The organism is Paracoccus mutanolyticus, from assembly GCF_003285265.1.
GTDB classification, from domain to species: Bacteria; Pseudomonadota; Alphaproteobacteria; order Rhodobacterales; family Rhodobacteraceae; genus Paracoccus; species Paracoccus yeei.
Genome location: NZ_CP030239.1, coordinates 2,508,210 through 2,533,936 on the forward strand (window position 1 = coordinate 2,508,210; position 25,727 = coordinate 2,533,936).

The following is a 25,727-nucleotide window of genomic DNA, read 5'->3' on the forward strand; positions in this document are numbered from 1 at the left end:
GCGTCGGCGCAGGAAAGACCCCCGGCCGCCGGTGGGGAGGTCCGGGATTGCTGGACAGAGGTCCGGCCTGGGGCTAGACCGGGCGGCAAACCGGCGCCGGCCGGACCAGACGCTTTGCGATGAAGGCTATGACATGCCCAGCTTGAATGATATCCGCTCGACCTTCCTGAGCTTTTTCGAACGCAACGGCCACCGGGTCGTCGAATCCAGCCCCCTGGTGCCGCGAAACGACCCGACCCTGATGTTCACCAACTCGGGCATGGTGCAGTTCAAGAATCTGTTCACCGGGGTCGAGAAGCGCGACTACAACCGCGCCACCACCGCGCAGAAATGCGTGCGCGCCGGCGGCAAGCACAACGACCTGGACAATGTGGGCTACACCGCCCGGCACCATACCTTCTTCGAAATGCTGGGGAATTTCAGCTTTGGCGATTATTTCAAAAGCCAGGCCATCCCCTATGCCTGGGAATTGCTGACCAAGGATTTCGGCATCCCCAAGGACAAGCTGCTGGTCACCGTCTATCACACCGACGACGAGGCCGCGGATATCTGGAAGAAGGTCGCGGGCCTGACGGACGACCGCATCATCCGCATCCCGACCAGCGACAACTTCTGGCAGATGGGCCCGACCGGCCCCTGCGGCCCCTGCACCGAGATCTTCTACGACCACGGCGACCAGATCTGGGGCGGCCCGCCCGGCTGGCCGATGAGTTCCGCGCCCGCTCATCGAGATCTGGATACCACGTTTTCGGAGCAACGCCTGATAATCGAGCCGGCAGATGCGACGCGCTCGACATGCAGTCGATCGACACCGGCATGGGGCTGGAACGGATCGGCGCGCTCTTGCAGGGCAAGCACGACAATTACGACACCGACCTGATGCGGTCGCTGATCGAGGCCAGCGCCCATGCGACCAGCGCCGACCCGGACGGCCCGGGCAAGGTGCATCACCGCGTCATCGCCGACCACCTGCGCTCGACCAGCTTCCTGATCGCGGACGGGGTGATGCCCAGCAACGAAGGGCGCGGCTATGTGTTGCGCCGGATCATGCGCCGCGCCATGCGCCACGCGCATATGCTGGGCGCCAAGGACCCGGTCATGCACCGCCTGGTGCCGGCGCTGGTGCGCCAGATGGGCGCCGCCTATCCCGAACTCGGCCGCGCCCAGCCCCTGATCGAGGAGACGCTGCGGCTCGAGGAGACGCGCTTCAAGCAGACGCTCGACCGCGGCCTGCGCCTGCTGGATGACGAACTGTCGCGCCTGCCCGAAGGCGCCGACCTGCCCGGCGAGGCGGCCTTCAAGCTTTACGACACCTACGGCTTCCCGCTGGACCTGACCCAGGACGCGCTGCGCGAAAAGGGCCGCAGCGTCGATACCGCGGCTTCGACGCCGCCATGGCCGAGCAGAAGGCCAAGGCCCGCGCTGCCTGGGCCGGCTCGGGCGAGACCAAGGACGCCGCGATCTGGTTCGACCTGGCCGAACAGCACGGGGCCACCGAATTCCTGGGCTACGACACCGAGGAGGCCGAGGGCCAGATCCTGGCCCTGGTGCAGGACGGCGCCGCGGTCGAAACCGCGTCCGAGGGCCAGCCGGTCCAGATCGTCGTCAACCAGACGCCCTTCTACGGTGAATCCGGCGGCCAGATCGGCGACACCGGGCTCATCAAGACCGAAACCGGCGCGGCGCGCGTCACCGACACCAAGAAAGCCAATGGCGTCTTCATCCATGTGGCCGAGGTGACGCTGGGCACGATCAGCCGCGGCCAGGGCGCGCAGCTCTCGGTCGATCACGACCGCCGCAGCGCGATCCGCGCCAACCACTCGGCCACGCACCTGCTGCACGAGGCGCTGCGGCGCGCGCTCGGCGATCACGTCGCGCAGCGCGGCAGCCTGAACGCGCCCGACCGGCTGCGCTTCGACTTCAGCCACGGCAAGGCGCTGACGCCCGAGGAAATCGCCCAGGTCGAACGCGAGGTGAACGATTTCATCCGCCAGAACAGCCCGGTCGAAACCCGGATCATGACCCCCGACGACGCCCGCGCCCTGGGCGCCCAGGCGCTGTTCGGCGAGAAATACGGCGACGAGGTGCGCGTCGTGTCCATGGGCGAGCTGGACGGCTCGGGCAAGGGCAACGAGGGCCGCACCTATTCGCTGGAACTCTGCGGCGGCACCCATGTCGGGCGCACCGGCGACATCGGCATGTTCGCCCTGACCACCGAAACCGCCTCGGCCGCCGGCATCCGCCGGATCGAGGCGCTTACCGGCCAGGCCGCGATGGACGAATTGCGCCGCGTGGACGCCGAGCTTTCCGAAATCGCCGGTATCCTCAAGGCGCAATCGGGCGACGTGGTGAACAAGGTCCGCGCCTTGGCCGAGGAACGCAAGGCGCTGGCCAACGAGGTCGCCCAGCTCAAGCGCCAGCTCGCCATGGGCGGGGGCGCCGAGGACGCGCCCAAGGAGATCAACGGCATCAAGCTGATCGCCCGTCGCGTCGACGGCGTTTCCGGCAAGGAACTCGGCCCGCTGGTGGATGAGATGAAGGCCAGGCTGGGTTCGGGTGCCGTCGTGGTGCTGGCCGAGGCCGAGGGCAAGGCCACCGTCGCCGCCGGCGTCACCCCGGACCTGACCGCGCGCGTCAGCGCCGTGGACCTGGTTCAGGCCGCGACCGCGGCACTGGGCGGCAAGGGCGGCGGCGGCCGCCCCGACCGTGCCCAGGGCGGCGCCCCCAGCCTGGCGCAGGCCGACCAGGCCATCGCCGCCGTCGAAACCCTGATCGGAGAGAAGGCATGACCGCGCTCTGGATTGCCCATGTGACCGTCACCGACCCGGATGCCTATGGCGAATACGCCAGGCTCGCCGGTCCGGCCATCGCCGCCCATCGCGGGGTCTTCCTGGCGCGCGGCTCGCGCTATGTGCAGCTTGAAGGCGCCGACCGCGCCCGCAATGTCGTCGCCCGCTTTCCCAGCGTCGAGGATGCGGTGGCCTGCTACAACTCGCCCGAATACCAGGCGGCGCTGGACCATGCCCGGAATGCGGCAGAGCGCGACCTTGTGATCGTCGAGGAAAACCCCGCCTGAGGGTTTTTGGTGATTCTCCGGCCTTTCCATGCTAGCCCTTGGAAAAGCGTGAAAACGGGGGCAGGAAATGTGTCGCTGGGCAGCCTATATCGGCAGTCCGATCTTTCTTGAGGATGTGATCTGCCGGCCCGGCCATTCGCTGGTCCGGCAAAGCCACGACGCGCAGCGGTGCCTGACGCCGGTCAATGCCGACGGCTTCGGCCTCGCCTGGTACGGGGAGCGGGCCGAGCCGGGCCTTTACCGCGACATCATGCCGGCCTGGTCCGACAGCAATCTGAAAAGCCTGACCGCGACGCTGAAATCGCACCTGTTCCTGGCGCATGTGCGGGCCTCGACGGGGACCGCGACCAGCCGCAACAACTGCCATCCCTTCGTCGTCGGCCGCTGGAGCTTCATGCACAACGGCCAGTTCGGCGGCTACGACCGCTACCGCCGCCATGCCGAGGCGCTGATCCCCGACGACTATTACGCCCACCGCAAGGGCGCCACCGACAGCGAGGCGCTGTTCCTGATGGCCCTGGGCGAGGGGCTGGACAGCGACCCGGCCGGCGCCATGGCCCGCGCTACGGCCCGGTTCCAGGCGCTGGCCCGCGACCGAGGCGAGGCGCCGCATGTCCGCCTGACCGCCGCCTTCTCGGACGGCCAGCGGCTCTATGCGCTGCGCTACGCCAGCGACGACCAGGCGCCGACACTGTTCCACCGCTGGTCGGAAAACCGCAACGGCCGCGCCGTGGTCTCGGAACCCCTGGAAAGCGACGAAGCCGACTGGATCGAGGTGCCGGCGCAAAGCTTCTGCGTCTTCGAGGGGGCCAGGGTCGCGATCGCCCCCTTCCAGCCCGACCTCCTGCGCGCCGCCGCCTGACGCGCCGGGCGGCAAGGACGCCGGACCCGAAACGCCGGACAGGGATCGACCCGGTTCCGGCACCCCGGCATTCACCGTTTTCCAAATACCCGATCCGGCCCCGCCGCTCGCGCCGCCGCGCGGTGCTTCATCCCCGCGCGCCCATCAGACTCGCGCCCATCAGACTGCGGACAGGGCCCGAAAGGGCAGGGCGCACCACCACGGATGCGCAAACAGGGGCGCGGCCATCGCCGCACCCCTGCTCCGGCGGTCAGATCCAGACCAGGTCGCGAAAGACGTAATGCACGATACGGTCCCGCGCGATTCCCATGCGGGCCAGTTCCTCGTCCGATTTCGCCTCGAGCGCGGCGATCTCCGCCCGGCGCGAGCGCGTCTCGACATAGGCGTTCAGACCCTGGCCCAGCTTGGCAAAGAAGGCGTCATAGGCGGCCGGCAGCCAGGACGAATAGGCGTTGGTGTGCAGTGCCATTGGAAACCCTTTCGGTGTTGGCGAACGGTTTCCTCCCCTGCAGGCCAAGATAAGTCATCCTTGCTGCCGTAGCTACTGCCGAAACTGCAATGCTGCGTTGCGGCATCGGCTCCCTGTCGTTCCGTCAGTCCTCCATGAACCGCGCATCCACCGGCACCGCAAGCGCGGTGGCCAGCGCATTGGTCTGGCTGGCCATGGTGATCACCGCCAGCAGTTCGGCGTGCTGCGCGGGGGTCATGCCCTTGGCGCGGGCGGCGGCGGTGTGGGAATGGACGCAATAGGAACAGCCGTTCGCCGTCGAGACCGCCAGATAGACCATCTCCTTGACCAGCGGGTCCAGCGCGCCCGGCCCCATGACCGCCGAAAGCCGTTCCCATGTCGCGCGCAGAAGCGCCGGATCATGCGCCAGCGCGCGCCAGAAATTGTTGACGTAATCCGTTCCCCGTGCGGCGCGGATGGCTTCGAAGACCGCCCGCGATTCCGGCGGGCGCCCCCTCGTCGGACAGCAGCGGGACCGTTGCATCAGACCAGCGCCATCACGCGGGCCGGGCCGCCGGTGCCGCGCGCGTGCTTGGGTGCCCCGACAAAGATCGTCGCGCCCTTGGCCGGAAGCTGGTCGACATGGGCCAGGTTCTCGATCCCGTAGCGCCCGCCCGGCAGCCAGGAGTTGTGCACCGCGAAATCGGCCGAGTTGCCGGGGTCCAGGGACAGCGTGTCGCTGGCGATGGCCGCGACATCCATCGTCGCCAGCAGATCCGTCGCCGACTTGCCGAAGCCCGGAAAGGCGAATGCCCCGTCCGGCGTGTTGCGGAACGCGGGCGTGGCGACCTTCGCGCCCCAGCCGGAATGCATCGCGACGCAGGCGCCCGCCGGGATCGCGCCATGGGCGCTGACCCAGGCCTCGACATCCTCGGCCTCCAGCGCCGCGTTGGCGTCGTCGCGGGCCTTGGCGGTGATGTCGATGACGCAAAGCGGGCAGATCAGGCTTTCCGGCGGCAGTTCCGCCACCGACATGCCGTCCTTGGAAAAATGCAGCGGCGCATCGACATGGGTGCCGGAGTGCTCAAAGACGGTGATCTTCCACAGCTGATAGCCCGAGGCGTCGAAATTCACCGCCTCCTCATAGGCGATGCCGGGCACCCCGTCGAAGGTCGGGAACTTTTCGTCGAACACATAGGTCAGGTCCAGGACCTTGCCCCTGGCCTCGGCCAGGGCCGGGCGGGCGCTCAGCGCGCTGGACGCGATGGCGGCGGCGCCGCTGGCGGCCGCCCCCATGAACAGGCTGCGCCGGCTCATCATGGTTTGCTTGACGCTTTCGATCACGCAGGCATTGCACATGGTCTGTCTCCCTTGCGGCCGGGACCGCCCCGGTCGCCCCAGTGTTCCCACGACTGCCGCGCCCGCGGCAAAGAATTTCCGCACGGGCCGCAGGCCGATTTTCCGCGCGGCATGGAATGCGCTTTCCCCGCAGCGCCCTGGCCATTATACCGTGCTCGGCATTCATGACCGCGGAAGGAAAGCACAATGGCCAATGTGGTGGTCGTCGGCGCGCAATGGGGCGACGAAGGCAAGGGCAAGATCGTGGACTGGCTGTCCGAACGCGCCGACGTGATCGCGCGCTTCCAGGGCGGGCACAACGCGGGCCACACGCTGGTCATCGGCAACCAAGTCTACAAGCTGTCGCTCCTGCCCTCGGGCATCGTGCGCGCGGGCAAGATGGCGGTCATCGGCAACGGCGTCGTGCTGGACCCCTGGGCGCTGTTTGCCGAAATCGACAAGCTGTCGGCCCAGGGCGTGCAGATCAGCCCCGAAAACCTGATGATCGCGGAAAACACGCCGCTGATCCTGCCGCTGCACCAGGACCTCGACAAGCTGCGCGAAGAGGCGGCGGGGGCCTCCAAGATCGGCACCACCGGCCGCGGCATCGGCCCGGCGTATGAGGACAAGGTCGGCCGCCGCACCATCCGCGTCGCCGACCTCGGCGACGAAGAGACGCTGGACGCCCGGCTCGACCGGCTGCTCGCGCATCACGATGCGCTGCGCGAGGGCCTGGGCGCCCGCCAGAACCGGGCCGATTACGCCAGCGACAGTGCGGCCTACAAGGCGATCGCGCCGAAGCTTGGCTGCTCTCCCGACAGTCTGCGCGTCTGGTGCCAGCAGGCCGAGCGTGACCGCGGAGAGCGCGGCGGGCTCGACTGCCGAGAAGGACCGGACCTATCCTTACGTGACCTCCTCGACCACCATGTCGGGCATGGCCGCGACCGGCACCGGCATGGGCCCCTCGGCCATCGGCTTCGTGCTGGGCATCGTCAAGGCCTATACCACCCGCGTCGGCTCCGGTCCCTTCCCGAGCGAGCTCGAGGATGAGGACGGCCAGCGCCTGGGCGAGCGCGGCCATGAATTCGGCACGGTCACCGGCCGCAAGCGCCGCTGCGGCTGGTTCGACGCGGTGCTGGTGCGTCAGACCTGCGCGATTTCCGGCGTGGATGGCATCGCGCTGACCAAGCTCGACGTGCTGGACGGGTTCAAGACGCTGAAGATCTGCACGGGCTACGAAATCGACGGCCAGCATTTCGACCACCTGCCCACCGCCGCCGCCCTGCAGGCCAAGGTGACCCCGGTCTACGAGGAGATGCCGGGCTGGCAACAATCGACGCAAGGCGCGCGCAGCTGGGCCGACCTGCCGGCCGAGGCGATCAAATACGTCCGCCGCATCGAGGAGCTGATCCAGTGCCCCGTGGCGCTGCTTTCGACCTCGCCCGAGCGCGACGACACCATCCTCGTCACCGACCCCTTCGCCGACTGATGGACCTCAAGGCGCGCAAACGCTGGTCGCTGGTGGTGCTGCTGATCGGCCTGCCGCTTTACATCGTGGTGGCGGTGACGCTGATGAACTGGCTGGACGCCCGCTTCGGACGCCTGCCGATCCTGGCCGAATTCGCGGTCTATGTGGGCCTGGGCGTGCTCTGGGCCTTCCCGTTCCGCCGCATCTTCCGCGGCATCGGCAAGGGCGAATGATCCTGCAAAGCCGCCAGCCCGTCACCCTGATCGGTGGCGGGCCGCTCGGGCCGGACGACCTGGCCCAAGCGCTGGCGCTGGCGCCCACCGTGGCCGCGGCGGACGGCGGCGCCGACCAGGCCCTGGCCCGGGGCCTGACCCCCGCCGCCGTCGGGGGCGATTCGACAGCCTGTCAGGCGGCCCGCGCCGCCATCCCGGCCGAAAACCTGCACCGCATCGCCAACCGGACAGCACGGATTTCGAAATGCCTGTCCCGGATCGACGCGCCCCTGGTTCGGCCTGGGCATTTCCGGCGCGCGCCAGGATCATTTTCTGGCCGCGCTCTCGACGCTGGCGCGCCGCCTGGGGCCGCCCTGCATCCTGCTGGCGGGCGATGACGCCATCGCCCTGGCCCCGCCCGAAATCGCCTTGGATCTGCCGCCCGGCACCCGCGTCTCGCTGTTCCCGATGGGACCGGCGCGCGGGCGCTCGCAGGGTCTGGAATGGCCCATCGACGGGCTCGACCTTGCCCCGGACGGTCGCGTCGGCACCTCGAACCGCGCTACCGGCCCCCTGCACCTGCAGATCCAGGGACCCACGCTGCTGATCCTGCCGCGCGCGCATCTGGCCGACCTGGCGCGGGCGCTTTGAAGGTTTCCTTGTTGTTCAAATACCCATTCGGCACTGCTGGCCAAGACCACCGGCGTCGCTTTTGCGAAACAGCCGGTTTGGGTATTTGAACAACAAGGAAACCCTGCATTTGCACAAGTCCGGTTGCCGAGACCGCTTGTGGCGCGCCTTGCGCCGAATTAAGCCTTGGGCATGCAGACCGGCGGACCGATTTCCCTTGCGACCCCCATGCGCTTTGCCGCCGATCCGCCGGCGCAAGCCGATGTCGTCGTGATCGGCGGCGGCATCGCCGGCGTCGCGACGGCGCTTTACCTGGCCGAGGCCGGGCGCCGGGTCGTCCTGTGCGAAAAGGGCCGCATCGCGGGCGAGCAAAGCTCGCGCAACTGGGGCTGGGTGCGCCAGCAGGGCCGGGATCCGGCGGAGCTGCCGGTGATGATCCATGCCCTGCGCCTGTGGGACGGGCTTCAGCAGCGCTTGGGCGAGGCGGTGGGGCTGCGCCGGACCGGGACCACCTATCTGGCCAATGGCCCGGCGGATCTGGCCAATTTCGAAAGCTGGCTGCCCCATGCCCGCGCCCATGGCTTGGACACGCGGATGCTGTCGCGGGCGGAACTGGATGCCCTGCTGCCCAGTGCCGCCGGCTGGGTCGGCGGACTTCACACTGCCAGCGATGCGCGGGCCGAGCCCTGGACCGCCGTTCCCGCCATCGCGGGCCTTGCCGCCGAGGCGGGCGCGAGCCTGCACGAATCCTGCGCCGTGCGCGCCGTCGAGACCGCCGCCGGCCGGGTTTCGGGGGTGGTCACCGAAAAAGGGCCCATCGCTGCGCCGCAGGTGCTGCTGGCCGGGGGCGCCTGGTCCTCGCTTCTGGCGCGCCATGCGGGGCTGGGCTTTCCGCAGCTTGCGGTGCGCGCGACGGTCGCTGCGACGCCGCCGATGCCGGAGTTCCACGCCGGCAACGCCGCCGATTCCGGCTTTGCCTTTCGCCGTCGGGCGGATGGCGGCTATACGCTGGCGCCGGGCATCGGCCATGATTTCTGGGTCGGGCCCGACGCATTCCGGAACCTGGGGGCCTTTCTGCCGCAGATCCGCCGCGACATGCGCCACACCCGCCTCGCGCCCGCGGCGCCGCGCCACTATCCCGATGCCTGGGGGACGCCGCGCCGCTGGGCGGCAGACGCAGCCTCGCCCTTCGAGGCGATGCGTGTCCTTGACCCGGCCCCGAACCTGGGCCGGATCCAAACGCTGCGCGACGATTTCGCTGCGGCATTCCCCGCGCTCGGCCGGCCCGCGATCGCCCGCGCCTGGGCGGGGATGATCGACGTGACGCCCGACCAGGTGCCGGTGCTGGACGAAACCCTGATGCCGGGATTCCACATCGCGCGGGTAGTTCAGGACCACGGCTTCGGCATCGAGCGGTGCGCCATCGTGAAAGCGATCCTGGGCCGGGCGCCGCAGCATGAACTGCGCCGGTTCCGGTTCTCGCGCTTTTCGGACGGGTCGCGGGTCGAACTGGGGCCGTCCATCTGATCGCGGTGCATGGGCGGTGTACGCCCGGTGTACGCGCCGTGCACGGGCTGCACGGCCAAAACCCCGGCGATCCTTGAGTTTTCGTGCCTGTCCCGGGGGCCGGTGCACCGGCGCAACGCGCGCTGCCGTTGCGCGGGCTTGCGGCGCCCCGCGAAAGGGCTAACCTGCCCGCGAAGGAGAGTGTCCCATGCCCGTCAAGAACCGCTTCGCCGAACTGCTGCCCGAGATCGCCGCCTGGCGCCGGGATTTCCACGAGAACCCGGAACTGCTGTACGAGGTGCATCGCACCGCCGCCCGCGTCGCCGCGCTGCTGCGCGACTTCGGCTGCGACGAGGTGGTCGAGGGCATCGGCCGCACCGGCGTCGTGGGCGTGATCCGGGGTCGGACCGACCGCAGCGGCCGGGTCGTGGGCCTGCGCGCGGACATGGACGCGCTGCCCATCCGGGAACGGACGGGGCGCGCCTATGCCTCGAAAAATCCGGGGGTCATGCACGCCTGCGGGCACGACGGCCACACCGCCATGCTGCTGGGCGCCGCGAAATACCTGTCCGAGACGCGCAATTTCGACGGCACCGCCGTGGTCATCTTCCAGCCCGCCGAGGAGGGTGGCGGCGGCGGCCTGGCCATGGTCCAGGACGGGCTGGTCGAGCGTTGGGGCATTCAGGAATTCTATGGCATGCACAACATGCCCGGCTATCCGGTCGGCACGTTCGCGATCCGCGAAGGCGCCATGATGGCCGCCGCCGACCAGTTCGACATCGTGGTGACGGGCAAGGGCGGCCACGCGGCCAAGCCGCATGAATGCATCGACACGACATTGGTTGCGGCGCAGATTATTGTTGCGCTACAGTCCGTTGTGTCGCGCAACGTCGATCCGCTGAAAAGCGGCGTGGTCTCGGTCTGCGTGGTCGAGACGGATTCCACCGCCCACAACGTCATCCCGCAGGTGGTGACCCTGCGCGGCACCGCCCGCAGCCTTGATCCCGAAGTGCGCGACGAGATCGAGGCCGCCATCGCGCGGGTCGCGGAAAACACCGCCGCGGCGCTGGGCGCCCGGGCCGAGGTGCATTACGAGCGCGGCTATCCCGTCACCATGAACGACCCGCAAGCCACTGGTTTCGCGGCGGAGGTGGCCCGGCAGGTGGCCGGTTCTGTGAACATGGACATGCTGCCCCTGATGGCGGGCGAGGATTTCAGCTATATGCTGAACGAACGGCCGGGCGCCTATATCTTTGTCGGCAACGGCGACACCGCCATGGTCCATTCGCCGGAATACGATTTCGACGACAATGCGATCCCGGCGGGCGCAAGCTGGTATGCCGGCATGGTCGAGGCGCGGATGCCGGTTTCCGCCTGAGCGCCGGCCCGGCGGCGGCGTCGGAATATGGGTATTTGAAAAACGGTGATTGCTGAAGGGGGCCGCGCGGGCCCCCTTGGTCTTGCCTAGAAGTGGATGGCGCGGCCATAGGCCGAAAGCACGGATTCGTGCATCATTTCCGACAGGGTCGGGTGCGGGAAGACCGTCTCCATCAGCTCGGCCTCGGTGGTTTCCAGCGTGCGGCCGACGACATAGCCCTGGATCAGTTCGGTGACCTCGGCGCCGACCATTGCGCCCAGCATGCTCGCCGGTCTTGGCGTCGAAGACGGTCTTGGTCAGCCCCAGGGCCGGCAGCGCGTGCCTTGCCGTTGCCGATGAGGCGAAGCGGCCGACCTTGATCTCGTAACCCGCGGCCTTGGCCTTCTCCTCGGTCAGGCCGACGCTGGCGACCTGCGGGTTGCAATAGGTGCAGCCCGGGATCGAGTTCGGCTTGATCGGATGCGGATGCTGGCCGGCGATCAGCTCGGCCACCATGACGCCTTCGTGGCTGGCCTTGTGGGCAAGCCAAGGGGCGCCCGCCACGTCGCCGATGGCATAGAGTCCCTCGACGCCGGTGCGGCAATATTCGTCGGTCACGACATGGGTGCGGTCGATCTTGGCGCCCAGCTTTTCAAGGCCGAGGTTTTCCACGTTGCCGACGATGCCGACGGCCGAGATCACCGTGTCGAACTCCTGCGTCTCGGTCTTGCCGTCCTTTTCGATATGGGCGGTGACCTTGCCGGAGGCGCGGTCCGTTTCTTGACCGCGGCCTTTTCGATGATCTTCTGCTGCTGTTCGATTGCTTCTTCGCCAGCGCCGAGATCTCGGCATCCTCGACCGGCAGCACGCGGTCCATGACCTCGACCACGGTGGTATCGGCGCCCAGCGTGTTGAAGAAGCTGGCGAATTCGATGCCGATGGCGCCCGAGCCGATGACCAGCAGCTTCTTGGGCATGCGCGGTGGCTGCAGCGCGTGCTTGTAGTTCCAGACCAGGTCGCCGTCGGCTTCCAGCCCCGGCAGGTTGCGGGCGCGGGCGCCGGTGGCCAGCACGATGGCCTTGCCGGTGATTTCCTCGGCGCCCTTGTCGGTCTTCACGCTGATCTTGCCGGGGGCGGTCAGCGTGGCTTCGCCCATGATGACGGTGACCTTGTTCTTCTTCAGCAGGTGGCCGACGCCGCCCGCGAGTTGCTTGGCCACGCCGCGCGAGCGTTGGACGACCGCACCCAGGTCATAGCCGATCTGGCCGGCCGAAAGGCCGAATTCCTTGGCGCGGTGCATCAGGTGGAACACCTCGGCCGAGCGCAGCAGCGCCTTGGTCGGGATGCAGCCCCAGTTCAGGCAGATGCCGCCCAGGTGCTCGCGCTCGATACAGGCGACTTTCAGGCCCAGTTGGGCCCCGCGAATGGCGCAGACATAGCCGCCCGGGCCGGAACCGATCACCACCATGTCGAAGTTCTGCGCCATGGAATCCCCCTCTGAAAAGATAGTTGAGCGTTAAACCATTTATCCCAGCTACGGCAACGACTTCGTGATCTCGGGAGGCGCCGTAGCCTCCGGCACCGAACTTCCGGAGATTCCGCCGGTGTGGGGCTGCGTCCCAAGGCGGCATTGCGCCAGGGAAAGCGGCCGAAGCGGGCGATGGTGTCGCGATGGATCTGGGCGTGGCGCAGGTTTTCGCCCGGCATGAATTCGGCGAACAGCTCGACCGCGCGATCCTGATCCTCAAGGTTTTCGCTGTGCTCGAAGGGCAGGTAGAAGAACTGCCGCGCCGGCGGGTCGATGCGCAGGTCGAACCCCGCCGCGATGGCCTCGTCCGCCAGGCGACGGGCCAGCTCGTCGGTGGCGAAGGCGCGGGGATCGTCGCGGAACATGTTGCGCGGGAACTGGTCGGTCAGGATCAGCGCCGCCAGCGCCCCTTCGGGGTCCCCGGCCCAGGCGGGGGCTAGTACCGCCGCATCGTCCCAGGCGGCGCGGAAGCGGTCGCGGATCTGCTGGTCCAGTGCGTCCGAGCGTTCGTACCAGCCCTTCGGGCCGACCTCCTCGATCCAGAAGCGGTTGATCTCGGCCGGTGTGACGGTGGTCATGGGCGCCTCTCCCTGGTTTCAGGGGATGGTCGCAGAGCGGGCAGGCCGCCGCAAGGCCCGATGCTCAGTCGGTGCGCAGCTCGTCCGAGCCCGCGGTTTCCAGCGCCGCCTCGACCGCCAGCGGCGTGGCCGAGGGGGCGATGACCGCAAAGCTCTGGTCCTGGACAGGAGTCGGGCGGCGGGTGCGGCGCCAGCCGGTGTACAGCGCCAGCACCAGAAGCAGCGCGCCGATATAGGCCCAGAACCCGTCCGGGCCCAGCGTCTCCATCAGCCAGCCGGTGATCAGCGGGCCGGTGATGGCGCCGACGCCGTTGATGAACAAAAGCCCCGCCGAGGCGGCCGCCATGTCCTTGGCATCGAGGAAGTCGTTGGTATAGGCCAGCAGCAGCGAATAGACCGGGTTCGCCACGCCCCCGATGATGGCCGCGGTCAGAAGCAGCCCCCAGATATCCGGCTGCAGCATCAGCGTGGCAAGGCAGGCCAGCGTGCCCAGGACCGCAAGGGCCAGCACGATCACGCGCCGGTCGCCATGGTCCGACAGCCAGCCGACAGGATATTGCAGCACCAGCCCGCCGATGTAGATGGCCGCCACGAAGGCCGAGATTTCGGTGACCGAAAGCCCACGCGCCGAACCCCAGACCGAGGCCATGCCGAAGATCGCCGAAAACACCCCGCCCATCAGGAAGATGCCCACGCATCCCAGGGGCGAGACGCGGAACAGGGTGGCGAAGCTCATCCTCTGGATGGTCGAGAACTGCGGCGCGGGCTGGGCCGACAGCAGGATCGGCAGGAAGGCGAAGCTGACCAGGACCGAGGGGATGATGAACAGCAGGTAGCCCGCCGGATCGGCCGTGTTCATCAGGATCTGCGCGCCGATAATGCCCAGCATCTGCACGATCATGTAGGCCGACAGCGCCTGGCCCCGCGTCTCGTTGGTGGCGCTGGCGTTCAGCCAGCTTTCCGAGGTGATGTAGACGCCCGAAAAGCAGAAGCCGATGATCAGGCGCTCGATGGCCCAGATCTCCCACCGGGGGACGACCGCGTAAAGCACCAGCACCGCCGAAATGGTCGAGGCGAGGGCGGCAAAGACGCGGACATGGCCGACCTTCTGGATCATGTCCGGCACCATGCGCGAGCCGAGCAGGAAGCCGCCGAAATAGGACGCCATCACGACCGACATCTGGGTCGTCGAAATTCCCTCGATGCTGCCCCGGATGCCCAGCAGCGTGCCCTGCATCCCATTGCCGACCATCAGCAGCAGGATACCCAGAAGCAGCGGCCAGGTCGTGCGCAGCACGGTCAGCATGAAGGGCGTCCTTTATGGTACAAGCAGCGAGGCGTCGCCGTAGCTGAAGAAGCGATAGCCCGATTCCACGGCGTGGCGATAGAGGGCGCGGATGCGGTCCTGGCCCATCAGCGCCGAAACCAGCATCAGCAGCGTCGATTTGGGCAGGTGGAAATTGGTCATCAGCCCGTCCGTCACCCGAAAGCGATAGCCGGGATAGATGAAGATCTCGGTCACGCCCCGGAACGGCTGGACCCGGCCATCCGGGGTGGCGGCCGATTCGATCAGGCGCAGGGCGGTGGTGCCCACCGGGATCACCCGGCCGCCGGCGGCGCGGGTTTCGTTGATGGCGGCGGCGGCCTCGGGCGTGACCTCGCCCCATTCGCCGTGCATCTTGTGGGTGGTCACGTCCTTGACCTTGACGGGCAGGAAGGTGCCCGCGCCGACATGCAGCGTGACATGGGCAAAGCGCACGCCGCGCGCGCGCAGCGCCGCCAGCAGCGGTTCGTCGAAATGCAGGCTGGCGGTCGGTGCCGCCACCGCGCCCGAGCGACGCGCCCAGACGGTCTGATAGTCCTGCCGGTCGGCCTCGTCCGGGGCGCGCAGGGCGGCGATATAGGGGGGCAGGGGCATCGCGCCGACCTGCGCCAGCGCCGCGTCGAAGGCGTCGCCCGTGGCGTCGAAGCGCAGGACCAGCGCGCCATCCCCGATCCCGGCGACCTCGGCGGAAAGCGCGTCGCCAAAGCGGATGACCTCGCCCGGCTTCAACTTGCGCAGGGGCTTGGCCAGCGCCTTCCAGCCGTCTGCCACGGGCTCCAGCAGGGTGATCTCGACGCGGGCCACGGCCTCGCCCTGCGACGTGGCGCGGCTGCGGGTGCCGGTCAGCCGGGCAGGGATCACCCGCGTGTCGTTCAGGACCAGCAGGTCGCCCGGCCCCAGCAGCTCGGGCAGGTCGCGCACATGCAGGTCGCGCAGGCTGTCGCCCGTCGCCGCCAGCAGCCGCGCGGACGACCGGGGCCTGGCGGGCCGCGTCGCGATCAGCCCCTCGGGCAGGTCGAAGTCGAAATCATCCAGCGTCATGGCCGGGTTCTGGCCCCGCCGCGCAACGGGGTCAAGCTGGCCCGGATGGTCTAGCAAAAAAGTCATCTTTACATGTCCGATAAAATTGCTAGGTTATGGGCACGCTAGAGGTAGGCCGATGATCATCTGTCACTGCACCCATATTTCGGACCACGACATCCGCGCCGCGGTGGACTGGATGCGTGCCGCCGACCCCGAAACGATCATCACCCCTGGCAAGATTTATCACGCCCTGGGCAAGCGCGCCGATTGCGGCGGCTGTATGCCCTTGTTTCTGGACACCATGCGCCGTTGCGATAATCTGGCGGTGCCCCCGATCCTTCGAGGGCTCAGAGCCAACCGCACAGGGGTAAGCCATGAAGGGCGACGAAAAGGTCATCGAGTATCTCAACGCAGCGCTGCGGTCTGAACTGACCGCGGTCAGCCAGTACTGGCTGCATTACCGCCTGCAAGAGGACTGGGGCTATGGCCGCATCGCCGACAAGTCCCGGGCCGAGTCGATCGAGGAAATGCACCACGCCGACCGGCTGATCCAGCGAATCATCTTCCTGGAAGGCCATCCGAATCTGCAAAAGCTCGATCCGCTGCGCATTGGCCAGACGCTTCGGGAAACGCTGGAATCGGATCTGGCCGCCGAACACGACGCCCGCACCCTGTATATCGAGGCGCGGGATTACTGCGAATCGGTCAAGGATTACGTCAGCAAGGTCCTGTTCGAGGAACTGATCAAAGACGAGGAAGGCCATATCGACTTCCTCGAAACCCAGCTGGACCTGTACGAGGAAATCGGCGCCCAGAACTATGGCCAGCTGAACGCCAAGCCCGCCGACCAGGCCGAGTGATCGCGCGGGGGCCTCTCAGGCGGCCCCCAGCCAGTCGCGCGCCAGCGCCGGCAGGTCGTCGAAATGGGCCAGCAGCGCCTCGGGCGCCAGACGGGTCAGCGCCTCGCCTTCGGGACCGAAGGCGACCAGCGCGACCTTGACGCCGGCGGCCGAGGCGGTCTTGCGGTCCGTTTCCGTGTCGCCCACCAGGAAGGATCGCGCGACCGCGCCCCCCGCGCCCTCGACCGCGGCCTGATAGGGACGGGGATCGGGCTTGCTGACCGGCAGCGTGCCCGCACCCACGACGCAGGCAAAGCGGTCGCGGATGCCCAGTTCGTCCAGCAGGATCTCGGCCACGCGGATCGGCTTGTTCGTGCAGACCGACAGCCGGTGCCCGTCCCGGGCCAGAGCATCCAGCGCCTCCAGCGCACCGGGATAAAGCCTGGTGTGGACGGCGGCGGCCTCGCCATAGAAATCCAGCAGCCGGGGGTAATCCTCCTCCTCGGCGCCGGGGGGCATCAGGGTGTCGGCGCCCACGCGGCCGTATCCCGCGCGCAGCATGGCCCGGCCGCCGTGAAAGGCGATCAGCCGTCGTCGACCGGATGCAGCATCGCCAGGCCCCGGCCAGGAAACAGGCGTTGGCCGCCGCGATCAGGTCGCCCGAGGTATCGGCCAGCGTCCCGTCCAGATCAAAGACCACCGTTCCCGCCATGCTGTAACCTTCCGTCAGAATGTTTGATCTCGCCGGGCCTTTCCCCGGTCCCGCCCCCTAGGTAGAACGCGGGCGTGACAGATAAAACAGACAAGAGGCCGGCATGACCCAGATCCCGCAGCCCTGATCGTTCTGGCCGCCGGGCTGGGCAGTCGGATGCAGTCGACCTGCCCAAGGTGCTGCACCGGCTGGGCGGTGTGCCGCTGGTCGGCCATGCGCTGGCCGCTGGCCGGACGCTGGAGCCCGAGCGGGTCGTGGTCGTCGCGGGCCACGGCGCGGCCCAGGTCGAAAAGGCCGTGCGCAAGCTGGAACCCGAGGCGACCATTGCGCTGCAGTCCGAACAACTGGGCACCGGCCATGCGGTCCTGCAGGCCATGCCGATGCTGGACGGGTTCGAGGGCCGGGTGATCGTGCTTTACGGCGACACCCCCTTCATCGGCGCGGACACGTTGGCAGCACTTGCCAGCCACACGGCCGATGTCGTGGTCTTGGGGTTCGAGGCGGCCGATCCGGGGCGCTATGGCCGGCTCGTCACCGGCCCCGAGGGCTGGAACGGATCGTCGAATGGAAGGACGCGGACGAGGCCACCCGCGCCATCCGCCTGGTGAACTCGGGTGTGCTGGCCGCCGACGCGGGCCTGCTGCGCGACCTGCTGCCGCGCCTGGGCAACCGCAATGCCTCGGGCGAGTACACCTGACCGACATTCCCGCGCTGGCCCGCGCCGCAGGCCGCCGGGTCGAGGTCGTCACCTGCAACGAGGACGAGACGCTGGGCATCAACACCCGGGCCGAGCTTGCCGCCGCCGAGGCCGCTTTCCAGGCCCGCGCCCGCGCCCGCGCACTCGACGACGGGGTGACGCTGACCGACCCCGCGACGGTCTGGTTCGCGCTGGACACCGTGATCGGCCGCGATGCGATCATCGGCCCGAATGTCGTCCTGGGCCCCGGCGTCACCATCGAAAGCGGGGCCGAGATCCTGGCCTTTTGCCATCTCGAGGGCTGCCACATCAGCGCCGGCGCCACGGTCGGCCCCTTCGCGCGGCTGCGTCCGGGGGCGGAGCTGGGGGGCGATGTCCATGTCGGCAACTTCGTGGAAATCAAGAACTCGGTCCTGGACGAAGGCGTCAAGGTGGGCCACCTGACCTATCTGGGCGACACCCATGTGGGCGAGCGCACGAACATCGGCGCCGGCATCGTGACTGCAATTACGCGGCGCGGCAAGCATCGCACGGAAATCGGCCCCCATGCCTGCATCGGCTCGGACACCATGCTGGTGGCGCCGGTGCGGGTGGGGGCGCGGGCGGTGACGGGCTCGGGCTCGGTCATCACCGAGGACATCCCGGACGATGCCATGGCGATCGGCCGGGCGCGGCAGGTGACCAAGCCGGGCCTGGGCGCGCGGCTGATGCAGGCCCTGCGCCAGAAGAAGAAGGGACAGTAAAGATGTGCGGCATCATCGGCATCCTCGGCCATCACGAGGTTTCGCCCCAACTGGTCGAGGCGCTGAAGCGGCTGGAGTATCGCGGCTATGACAGCGCGGGCGTGGCGACGGTCGACGCCTCGGGGCGGCTGGACCGGCGGCGCGCGGTGGGCAAGCTGATCAACCTGTCCGACCGGCTGGTGCATGAGCCGCTGACGGGACACGCCGGCATCGGCCACACCCGCTGGGCCACCCACGGCGCCGCGACCGAGGCCAACGCCCATCCCCATCGCCGGGGCCCCGTCGCTGTGGTCCACAACGGCATCATCGAAAACTTCCGCGCGCTGCGCGACGAGGTGATCGCCCTGGGGATGCAGCCCGAATCGCAGACCGACACCGAAACCGTGGCCCTGCTGACCGCCTGGCACATGAGCCAGGGCCTGGGCCCGGTCGAGGCGGCGCGGGCGACGCTGGGCCGGTTGCACGGCGCCTTTGCCCTGGCCTGCCGGTTCGAGGGCGAGGCCGACCTGATGATCGCCGCCCGCCGCGGCAGTCCGCTGGCCATCGGCCACGGCGACGGCGAGATGTTCCTGGGCTCGGACGCGGTGGCGCTGGCGCCCTTCACCGACCGCATCACCTATCTTGAGGACGGCGACCACGCGGTGATCCGCCGCCAGGGCGCCGAGATCTTCGACGCGGCGGGCCAGCGCGCCAACCGCGACCTGCAGCAGATCGACGTGGGCGCCACCCAGATCGACAAGGGCGGCTTTCGCCATTTCATGGCCAAGGAGATCGCCGGCAACCGGTCGTGCTGGGCGATGCGCTGAACGACTACGTCAAGGGCGACCGGATCGTCCTGCCCGAGGCGCTGGATTTCAGCGCCGTGGACCGGCTGACGCTGGTCGGTTGCGGCACGGCCTATTATGCCGCCCATGTCGCGCGCTACTGGTTCGAGACGCTGGCCGGGCTGCCCTGCGACCTGGATGTGGCCTCGGAATTCCGCTATCGCGAGCCGCCGCTGTCGCCGCAAAGCTGGGCGCTGTTCGTCAGCCAGTCGGGTGAAACCGCCGACACGCTGGCCGCGCTGCACTATGCCCGTGACAAGGTGGCGCGGACCGTGGGCGTGGTGAACGTCGGCACCTCGGCCATCGCCCGCGACGCCGACATCGCGCTGCCGACGCTGGCCGGGATCGAGGTCGGCGTGGCGTCCTCCAAGGCGTTCACCTGCCAGTTGGCGGTGCTGGCCGTGCTGGCGCTGAAGGCGGCGCAGGCCGCGGCCGGCTGGACGCGGCGGGGCTGGCGGCGCATCTGGCGGCCTGCGCGCGCTGCCGGGCCGCTGAATCAGGCGCTGGCGGTCAGCGACGAATGCCGCCGCCTGGCCGGCTGGCTGTCCGAGGCGCAGGACGTGCTGTATCTGGGCCGCGGCCCGCTGTATCCGGTGGCGCTGGAGGGGGCGCTGAAGCTCAAGGAACTCAGCTATATCCACGCCGAGGGCTATGCCTCGGGCGAGTTGAAGCATGGCCCCATCGCGCTGATCGACCGCAACGTGCCGGTGGTCGTGCTGGCGCCGCGCGACGGGCTGTTCGACAAGACCGTCTCGAACATGCAGGAGGTCATGGCCCGCCACGGGCAGGTGCTGCTGATTTCGGACGCCGAGGGGGTCGAGAAGGGCGGACAGCGGCGTCCACGACAGCCTGACCATGCCAACCGGCGGGGGCGTGTTCCAGCCGATCCTTTATGCCGTGCCGATGCAATATCTGGCCTATCACACCGCTGTCGCCAAGGGCACGGACGTGGACCAGCCCCGCAACCTGGCGAAATCGGTCACGGTGGAATAAGGGAAAGGGCCCGGCCGTCGCGCCGGGCCCTCTCGCGTCAGCGTCCCGTGGTCACCGGCCGGTCGTCGCGCGGCACGCCGCCGACGATATCGTCATCCTTCTCGCCGAAGGATTTCCAGATCGTGGCGCCGATGACCGCGCCCAGGATCGGGGCGACCCAGAACAGCCACAGCTGGCCGATGGCCCAGCCGCCCGCGAACAGCGCCTGGCTGGTCGAGCGAGCGGGGTTGACCGAGGTGTTCGTCACCGGGATCGAGATCAGGTGGATCAGCGTCAGCGCAAGCCCGATGGCCAGCGGCGCAAAGCCCTTGGGCGCGCGGCCATGCGTGGCGCCCAGGATCACGATCAGGAAGAAGCCGGTCAGGATCACCTCGATCAGCAGGGCGGACAGCAGCGAATAGCCGCCCGGCGAATGCGTGCCATAGCCGATCGCGGCAAAGCCGCCCAGGTCCGCGCCCGCCTTGCCCGAGGCGATGACGTAAAGCGCCGCCGCAGCCAGGATCGCGCCCACGAGCTGCGCCAGGATATAGGGCAGCAGTTGCGCCGACGGGAAGCGCCCGCCGACGGCCAGCCCGACCGAGACGGCAGGGTTGAAATGCCCGCCCGAGATGCCGCCGACCGCATAGGCCATCGTCACCACGGTCAGCCCGAAGGCCAGGGACACGCCCAGAAGGCCGATCCCGACCTCGGGGAAGGCGGCGGCCAGCACGGCACTGCCGCAGCCGCCAAAGACCAGCCAGAATGTGCCGAGCGCCTCGGCCGCTAGTTGTTTCTGCATCATGAACTCCAGATCTGTCACTCGTCATGGCACGGGCCCCGGAGAGGGGCCGGTCGCTGGAGTCACGATCCGTCTAAGCTGCAAGGGAATAAACAAAAATGTACCGGACGAGGCGGTTTTCGCAGCGGCTGTTGCAAGGATGCGAAAGACAAAAAGGCCGCCTGGTCCATCGGGACGCGGGCGGCCGGAAATCGTGAGGCAAACGAAGGGAGACAGAGGAGGCGGGGCGCGGCGGGCGCCCCTTGGGCAATCAAGGCGGGCAGGCGATCAGAGGTGGATCGTGCGGAAGGCCGATTGCGGGATGCCCAGGGTCTTCAGGTCCGCGGCAGCCGGCATACGGTGCATCTCGGTCGCCGCGGCGGCGCGGATGGCGGCGCGGATCGTGTCGAGGGCGGTGCGGATGGTGCGAAGAGCGGTCATTGTTCTGCCTGTCTGGAACGGTGTTTCGATGACAGGAAGATGGGCTCCGGGCCGGCCCGGCACAACGCGGCTTATGGTCAACCCCGCCATGAGCCCAGGTCATGACGGGGTTAACGGTCGGCGTCAGTCCTCGTCCCCGGCCAACTGGGCCAGGACCTGGCCCTTGCCGCGCGCGCGCAGGATCAGGGGCACGATCAGCGCCAGGGCGGCGATGGCCAGCAGGGTTGCCGCGATGGGCGATTGCACCAGATAGGTCCAGTCGCCCTGGCTGATCGTCAGCGCCCGGCGCAGCTGCTGTTCCGCCATCGGCCCCAGGATCAGGCCCACGACGATGGGCGCGATGGGATAGCCGAACAGCCGCATCACATAGCCCAGCACGCCAAAGCCCAGAAGCATCCCCAGCTCGAACGGCGAGGGTTGGCGCCGATGGTGCCCAGGGTCGCGAACAGCAGGATGCCGGCGTAAAGCCAGGGCTTGGGCACGGCCAGCAGTTTGACCCATAGCCCGATCAGCGGCAGGTTCAGGACCAGCAGCATCAGGTTCGCGATTAGAGGCTGGCGATCAGGCCCCAGACCAGTTCCGGTTCGTGGCGAACAGCAGCGGCCCCGGTTGCATGCCCGAACTGCTGGAACCCCGCCAGCATGATCGCCGCCGTGGCGCAGGTCGGCAGACCCAGCGTCAGCAGCGGCACCAGCGCACCGGCGGCGGATGCGTTGTTGGCGGCCTCGGGGCCCGCGACGCCCTCGATGGCGCCCTTGCCGAATTCCTCGGGGTGCTTGGACAGCCGCTTCTCGGTCGAATAGGACAGGAAGGTCGGGATCTCGGCGCCGCCGGCGGGCATGGCGCCGATCGGGAAGCCAAGCGCGGTGCCGCGCAGCCAGGGCCGCCAGGACCGCGCCCAGTCGCTGCGGTTCATCCAGATCGAGCCCTTGACCGGCATACGAATCGTCCTGCTGGGCGCGCGTGCCGGCGATGGCCAGCGTCTCGCCCACGGCAAACAGGCCACGGCCATGGTCGTCACCTCGATCCCGTCCAGAAGCTCGGGGACGCCGAAGGACAGCCGCGCCTGGCCGGTCTGCAGGTCGATGCCGACGCAGGCCAGCGCCAGCCCCAGGAACAGCGAGGTCAGGCCCCGCAGCGCCGAATCGCCGAAGGCGGCCGAGACGGTGACAAAGGCCAGCACCATCAGCGCGAAATAATCGCGCGGGCCGAACACCAGCGCCACCTTGACGATCCAGGGCGCCAGGAAGGCCAGCAGCAGCGTGGCGATCAGCCCGGCCACGAAAGACCCGATGGCGGCGGTGGCCAGCGCCGGGCCGCCGCGCCCCTTGCGGGCCATCTTGTGCCTTCGAGCGCCGTGACGATCGAGGCGCTTTCGCCCGGCGTGTTCAGCAGGATCGAGGTGGTCGAGCCGCCGTACATGCCGCCGTAATAGATGCCCGCGAACATGATGAGCGAGCCGGCCGGGTCCAGCCGATAGGTGACGGGCAGCAGCAGCGCCACGGTCAGCGCCGGGCCGATGCCGGGCAGGACGCCCACGGCGGTGCCCAGCGTCACGCCGATCAGCGCGTAAAGCAGCATCATCGGCTCGGCTGCGGTGGCCAGACCCTGCAGCAGGAAATCAAAGGCGCCCATCGCCTAGCCCCCCGGAAAGAACAGACGCTCCAGCGGCCCGGCGGGCAGGTGCAGCATCAGAAGTTGCGAAAAGACCACCCAGACCGCAAAGGCAAAGACGATGCCAATGGGCAGGGTCATGGCCAGGTTGCGCTTGCCGAAGGCCCGCGCGGTAAAGGCGAACAGGATCCCGGTCGCGATGGAAAAGCCCAAGGGTTTCAGCAGCATCAGCTGAAGCGCAAGCCCCGCCACGATCCACAGCACCGGCTGGGGGTTCTGCGCGGGCCGTTCGGGAAAGTCGCCCCGCAGCCCCGCCGCCACGGTCCAGACCGCAAGGCCCAGCAGGCAGAAGGCGACGACGCGCGGGATGGTGGCCGGCCCGACCCCGGAATAGCCGCCCAGATCGGCCAGCCGGGCGCTGTCCCACAGCATGACCCCGGCCACGACCGCCAGGAAGGCCGCAATCGCAAGCGCCGCCCAATCGCGGCGGCGCTCTTGATGGTCGTTTTCGAACCCGTTCATTTCACCAGACCGATGTCCTTGAGGATCGCGGCCGTCGAGGCCTCGTCCTTGGCAAGTTGCTCGTCAAAGGCGGGACCGGCCAGGAAGGTGTCCATCCAGCCCTTGTCGGCCAGCTGCTTCTGCCAGCTTTCGGACTTGGCCATCTTCTCGATGTCGGCGGTGATCTGGGCCTTCTGGTCGTCCGACAGGCCCGGGGCCGCGGCGACCATGCGCCAGTTCTGCAGGTCGATGTCGAGCCCGGCTTCCTTCAGGGTCGGCGCCTCCACGCCCTCGATCCGCTCGGGGGCCGAGACGGCCAGCAGGCGCAGGGTGCCCGCCTTGACCTGGGCCTCGAACTCGCCCAGCGACGACACGCCCGCGGTGACCTGGTTGCCCAGGATCGCGGCCAGCGCCTCGCCGCCGCCGGAATAGGCGACATAGTTGATCTCGGTCGGATCGACGCCGGCGGCCTTGGCGAACATGCCGACCGCGATGTGGTCGGTGCCCCCGGCCGAACCGCCGGCCCAGCTGACCGCGCCCGGGTTTGCCTTCAGCTTGGCGATCAGCCCGCCGATGTCCTGGATCTCGGACGCGGCGGGACCACGATGGCCTCGTATTCGCCGGTCAGCCGCGCGATGGGGGTCACATCCTTCAGCGAGACGGGCGATTTGTTGGTCAGGATGGCGCCGACCATGACATAGCCGCCGACGATCAGCGCGTCGGGGTTGCCCTTGTTCTGGCTGGCGAACTGCGCAAGCCCGATGGTGCCGCCCGCGCCCGGCACGTTCTGCACCTGGACCGAGGGCGAGACGCCTTCCTCCGCATCACGGTCTGCATGGTGCGCGCGGTCTGGTCCCAGCCGCCGCCGGGGTTCGCGGGCGCGATGATGGTATAGTCGGCCATCGCGGGCAGGGCGATGGCGCCGGCAAACAGGCTGGCGAGAACGAGATGCTTCATGACATTTCCTCCGCTGGCGCCGGGGCGGAACCTGCCGCCCGGGTCGCTGATGTCTTGTTGTGCGTGGAACCCCGCGCCTCTCCCGCGGGCGGGGCTCTCCTCCTGGGTCGCCGTTCGGCGTCCGCTGGCACCCTATCAACCACGCGAACCTGTCATGGACCTGACACCGGCGCAAAAAAATGCATGGCAGCCATGCGGCAGGCTCAATGGCCCGCCAGCGCCCGGTTCCAGCGCGCCAGCAGCCGCGCGCGGGTGGCGCGGTCCAGATAGGCCAGCAGGCCGGGGCTGACGGGCACCGGCTTCAGCCGCAGCCCGGCCAGGTCGTCCATGCCGCCGGCGGGGCTGGGCTGCCCTGCCACCTCAAGGCTGACGGCCGACAGCCGCAGGGTGCGCGACAAAAGCTGCTGGCCTTGAGGCGACATCAGCATGGCCAGAAAGGCCGCGCCCAGGTCGGGGTCGCGCGCCGCCTGGGGCACCAGGCCGACGCGCGACACGACCACGGTGAAGTCGCGCGGCAGGATCAGGCCCACGTTCGGGATGGCGCCGCGCGCAGATAGGCATAGGGGCCGATGATGTTGTACCCCAGCGCGTGTTCGCCCGGCGCCGATCCGCTCGAGCAGCTCGCGGCTGGTCGGGTATTGCTGGACGCCCGCCCGGCCCATCGCCGCGACGACATCCCAGATGCCGGGATAAAGCTCCTGGTCGCGGGCCAGGAACAGATAGCCCACGCCCGAGCGCGCCACGTCATAGGTGCCGATCCGGCCCTGCGCCTCGTCCGGGTGGCCGGTGATCCAAGCGAGCAGGTCGGCGCGGGTGGCGGGCGGCGCGCGCCCGGCAAAGCTGGGCTTGTGATAGGCAAAGACCGCCGGCTCATAGGTCAGCGCATAGGCGGTGTCGCGCCAGTTCGCCCAGTCCGGCAGCGCGGCAGTGTCGGGCGTCATACGGGCCGGCAAAGCCGTCTTCGCCAGCTTGTATATGCAGGTCCATGGCCGAGGACAAGACGAAATCCGCCGTGCGCTCCATCCTGGCTTTCCGCCACGAATGCGGTCGTGCAGCGCGCCCGTCAGCAGGTTTTCATAGCGCACCGCGACGCCGGGGTTTTCGCCCTGGAACGCCGCGATCAGCGGGCGCGCCAGATCGTCGTCGAGCGAGGAATAGATCGTCAGAACCTTGCCCTGAGCCCCCAGGGCGGGGAACAGCGTCGCCTCGGCCAGGGCGGGGCCGCCCGGCAGGCACAGGGCAAGGACCAGGGCGGACAACAGGGCGGGCAGGCGCATGGCCCATGATTGCCGCAGCCGA

The 25,727-nt window shown here is 68.6% G+C and carries 23 protein-coding genes and 8 pseudogenes; 13 read left to right on the top strand and 18 right to left on the bottom strand.

The genetic code is table 11. From position 1 onward, the window contains the following. Positions 1-133 precede the first annotated feature (133 nt). The 3 genes and pseudogenes from alaS (at position 134) to DPM13_RS13595 (ending at position 3,938) form a co-directional block, all read left to right on the top strand. Positions 134-2,789 (top strand): annotated as a pseudogene (gene alaS, locus DPM13_RS27190) (alanine--tRNA ligase). Beyond that, positions 2,786-3,076, top strand: a complete 291-nt coding sequence (locus tag DPM13_RS13590) for a DUF1330 domain-containing protein (RefSeq protein WP_112888207.1) — start codon at positions 2,786-2,788, stop codon at positions 3,074-3,076. The pseudogene alaS and the gene DPM13_RS13590 overlap by 4 nt, the downstream one beginning before the upstream one ends. A gap of 67 nt (positions 3,077-3,143) precedes the next feature. Continuing rightward, positions 3,144-3,938, top strand: a complete 795-nt coding sequence (locus DPM13_RS13595) for a class II glutamine amidotransferase (RefSeq protein WP_028718295.1) — start codon at positions 3,144-3,146, stop codon at positions 3,936-3,938. A gap of 250 nt (positions 3,939-4,188) precedes the next feature. Here DPM13_RS13595 and DPM13_RS13600 read toward each other — a convergent pair whose 3' ends face one another. The 3 genes and pseudogenes from DPM13_RS13600 to DPM13_RS13610 form a co-directional block, all read right to left on the bottom strand. Next, complete coding sequence (locus tag DPM13_RS13600; RefSeq protein ID WP_080622013.1) at positions 4,189-4,407, bottom strand: hypothetical protein; 219 nt, start codon at positions 4,405-4,407, stop codon at positions 4,189-4,191. A 124-nt stretch (positions 4,408-4,531) separates the two neighbouring features. Then, positions 4,532-4,916, bottom strand: a pseudogene (locus DPM13_RS13605) (carboxymuconolactone decarboxylase family protein). A gap of 13 nt (positions 4,917-4,929) precedes the next feature. Continuing rightward, positions 4,930-5,745, bottom strand: coding sequence for a cyclase family protein (locus tag DPM13_RS13610; RefSeq protein ID WP_112888208.1), 816 nt, complete (start codon positions 5,743-5,745; stop codon positions 4,930-4,932). Positions 5,746-5,931: 186 nt separating this feature from the next. Here DPM13_RS13610 and DPM13_RS13615 point away from each other — a divergent pair. From DPM13_RS13615 to DPM13_RS13635, 6 genes and pseudogenes are all read left to right on the top strand, one after another. Next, positions 5,932-7,213: pseudogene (locus DPM13_RS13615) on the top strand (adenylosuccinate synthase). Next, positions 7,213-7,425, top strand: a complete 213-nt coding sequence (locus DPM13_RS13620; RefSeq protein WP_028718290.1) for a DUF2842 domain-containing protein — start codon at positions 7,213-7,215, stop codon at positions 7,423-7,425. Before DPM13_RS13615 ends, DPM13_RS13620 begins: the two are co-directional and overlap by 1 nt. Continuing rightward, complete coding sequence (locus DPM13_RS26140) at positions 7,422-7,802, top strand: hypothetical protein (protein ID WP_317616316.1); 381 nt, start codon at positions 7,422-7,424, stop codon at positions 7,800-7,802. The genes DPM13_RS13620 and DPM13_RS26140 overlap by 4 nt, the downstream gene beginning before the upstream one ends. A gap of 31 nt (positions 7,803-7,833) precedes the next feature. Beyond that, positions 7,834-8,055: a hypothetical protein gene (locus DPM13_RS26145; RefSeq protein WP_317616317.1), complete on the top strand. Its 222-nt coding sequence runs from the start codon at positions 7,834-7,836 to the stop codon at positions 8,053-8,055. Positions 8,056-8,226: 171 nt separating this feature from the next. Beyond that, a complete protein-coding gene (locus DPM13_RS13630) occupies positions 8,227-9,561 on the top strand; it encodes an NAD(P)/FAD-dependent oxidoreductase (RefSeq protein ID WP_112888209.1) in 1,335 nt (444 codons plus the stop codon). A 187-nt stretch (positions 9,562-9,748) separates the two neighbouring features. Further along, entirely contained in the window at positions 9,749-10,918 is a 1,170-nt protein-coding gene (locus tag DPM13_RS13635) for a M20 aminoacylase family protein (RefSeq protein ID WP_112888210.1), read from the top strand. A gap of 86 nt (positions 10,919-11,004) precedes the next feature. Here DPM13_RS13635 and DPM13_RS27195 read toward each other — a convergent pair whose 3' ends face one another. The 6 genes and pseudogenes from DPM13_RS27195 to queA form a co-directional block, all read right to left on the bottom strand. Beyond that, entirely contained in the window at positions 11,005-11,181 is a 177-nt protein-coding gene (locus DPM13_RS27195) for a hypothetical protein (RefSeq protein ID WP_397244570.1), read from the bottom strand. A 61-nt stretch (positions 11,182-11,242) separates the two neighbouring features. Further along, positions 11,243-11,599: pseudogene (locus DPM13_RS27200) on the bottom strand (FAD-dependent oxidoreductase); the annotation flags it as partial. Further along, positions 11,550-12,383: an FAD-dependent oxidoreductase gene (locus DPM13_RS27205; protein WP_397244573.1), complete on the bottom strand. Its 834-nt coding sequence runs from the start codon at positions 12,381-12,383 to the stop codon at positions 11,550-11,552. The gene DPM13_RS27205 and the pseudogene DPM13_RS27200, both read right to left, overlap by 50 nt. Continuing rightward, on the bottom strand, positions 12,356-13,003 hold the full coding sequence (locus DPM13_RS13645; RefSeq protein WP_317616318.1) for a DUF924 family protein: 648 nt from the start codon (positions 13,001-13,003) through the stop codon (positions 12,356-12,358). The genes DPM13_RS27205 and DPM13_RS13645 overlap by 28 nt, the downstream gene beginning before the upstream one ends. Positions 13,004-13,067: 64 nt before the next feature. After that, positions 13,068-14,309 carry an MFS transporter gene (locus tag DPM13_RS13650; protein ID WP_028718284.1) on the bottom strand — a complete coding sequence of 414 codons (1,242 nt, stop codon included), beginning with the start codon at positions 14,307-14,309 and terminating at the stop codon, positions 13,068-13,070. A 12-nt stretch (positions 14,310-14,321) separates the two neighbouring features. After that, a complete protein-coding gene (queA, locus tag DPM13_RS13655) occupies positions 14,322-15,368 on the bottom strand; it encodes a tRNA preQ1(34) S-adenosylmethionine ribosyltransferase-isomerase QueA (RefSeq protein WP_112888776.1) in 1,047 nt (348 codons plus the stop codon). Positions 15,369-15,486: 118 nt separating this feature from the next. Here queA and DPM13_RS13660 point away from each other — a divergent pair, with 118 nt between their 5' ends. Together DPM13_RS13660 and bfr are read left to right on the top strand one after the other, a co-directional pair. Continuing rightward, on the top strand, positions 15,487-15,777 hold the full coding sequence (locus DPM13_RS13660; RefSeq protein ID WP_112888211.1) for a (2Fe-2S)-binding protein: 291 nt from the start codon (positions 15,487-15,489) through the stop codon (positions 15,775-15,777). Beyond that, a complete protein-coding gene (gene bfr, locus DPM13_RS13665; protein ID WP_112888212.1) occupies positions 15,725-16,210 on the top strand; it encodes a bacterioferritin in 486 nt (161 codons plus the stop codon). The genes DPM13_RS13660 and bfr overlap by 53 nt, the downstream gene beginning before the upstream one ends. Positions 16,211-16,225: 15 nt before the next feature. On the opposite strand, the pseudogene DPM13_RS13670 reads toward bfr, so the two are convergent. Continuing rightward, a pseudogene (locus DPM13_RS13670) lies at positions 16,226-16,901 on the bottom strand (HAD-IA family hydrolase). Between the two features lie 156 nt (positions 16,902-17,057). Between DPM13_RS13670 and glmU the strand changes: the two are divergent. Next, positions 17,058-18,341: pseudogene (gene glmU, locus DPM13_RS13675) on the top strand (bifunctional UDP-N-acetylglucosamine diphosphorylase/glucosamine-1-phosphate N-acetyltransferase GlmU). A 2-nt stretch (positions 18,342-18,343) separates the two neighbouring features. Then, positions 18,344-20,158 (top strand): annotated as a pseudogene (glmS, locus tag DPM13_RS13680) (glutamine--fructose-6-phosphate transaminase (isomerizing)). A 37-nt stretch (positions 20,159-20,195) separates the two neighbouring features. Here glmS and aqpZ read toward each other — a convergent pair. The 8 genes and pseudogenes from aqpZ to DPM13_RS13705 all read right to left on the bottom strand — a co-directional run bounded on the left by aqpZ (position 20,196) and on the right by DPM13_RS13705 (position 25,705). Continuing rightward, on the bottom strand, positions 20,196-20,936 hold the full coding sequence (aqpZ, locus tag DPM13_RS13685; RefSeq protein WP_112888777.1) for an aquaporin Z: 741 nt from the start codon (positions 20,934-20,936) through the stop codon (positions 20,196-20,198). Positions 20,937-21,203: 267 nt separating this feature from the next. Beyond that, positions 21,204-21,356: a hypothetical protein gene (locus DPM13_RS21050; protein ID WP_099649000.1), complete on the bottom strand. Its 153-nt coding sequence runs from the start codon at positions 21,354-21,356 to the stop codon at positions 21,204-21,206. A gap of 123 nt (positions 21,357-21,479) precedes the next feature. Continuing rightward, complete coding sequence (locus DPM13_RS23580) at positions 21,480-21,752, bottom strand: hypothetical protein (RefSeq protein ID WP_223252027.1); 273 nt, start codon at positions 21,750-21,752, stop codon at positions 21,480-21,482. Continuing rightward, positions 21,719-22,991, bottom strand: a pseudogene (locus DPM13_RS13690) (tripartite tricarboxylate transporter permease). The gene DPM13_RS23580 and the pseudogene DPM13_RS13690 overlap by 34 nt, the downstream one beginning before the upstream one ends. Positions 22,992-22,994: 3 nt before the next feature. Beyond that, complete coding sequence (locus tag DPM13_RS13695) at positions 22,995-23,492, bottom strand: tripartite tricarboxylate transporter TctB family protein (protein ID WP_112888213.1); 498 nt, start codon at positions 23,490-23,492, stop codon at positions 22,995-22,997. Beyond that, on the bottom strand, positions 23,489-24,139 hold the full coding sequence (locus DPM13_RS23585; RefSeq protein ID WP_317616450.1) for a Bug family tripartite tricarboxylate transporter substrate binding protein: 651 nt from the start codon (positions 24,137-24,139) through the stop codon (positions 23,489-23,491). The genes DPM13_RS13695 and DPM13_RS23585 overlap by 4 nt, the downstream gene beginning before the upstream one ends. Next, the gene (locus DPM13_RS23590) at positions 24,034-24,255 is read right to left on the bottom strand and encodes a type 2 periplasmic-binding domain-containing protein (RefSeq protein ID WP_223252028.1); all 222 of its coding nucleotides are present in this window, start codon (positions 24,253-24,255) and stop codon (positions 24,034-24,036) included. The genes DPM13_RS23585 and DPM13_RS23590 overlap by 106 nt, the downstream gene beginning before the upstream one ends. 376 nt (positions 24,256-24,631) lie before the next feature. Continuing rightward, positions 24,632-25,705 (bottom strand): ABC transporter substrate-binding protein, encoded by a 1,074-nt coding sequence (locus DPM13_RS13705; RefSeq protein WP_112888214.1) that lies wholly within the window; start codon positions 25,703-25,705, stop codon positions 24,632-24,634. Positions 25,706-25,727: the final 22 nt, after the last annotated feature.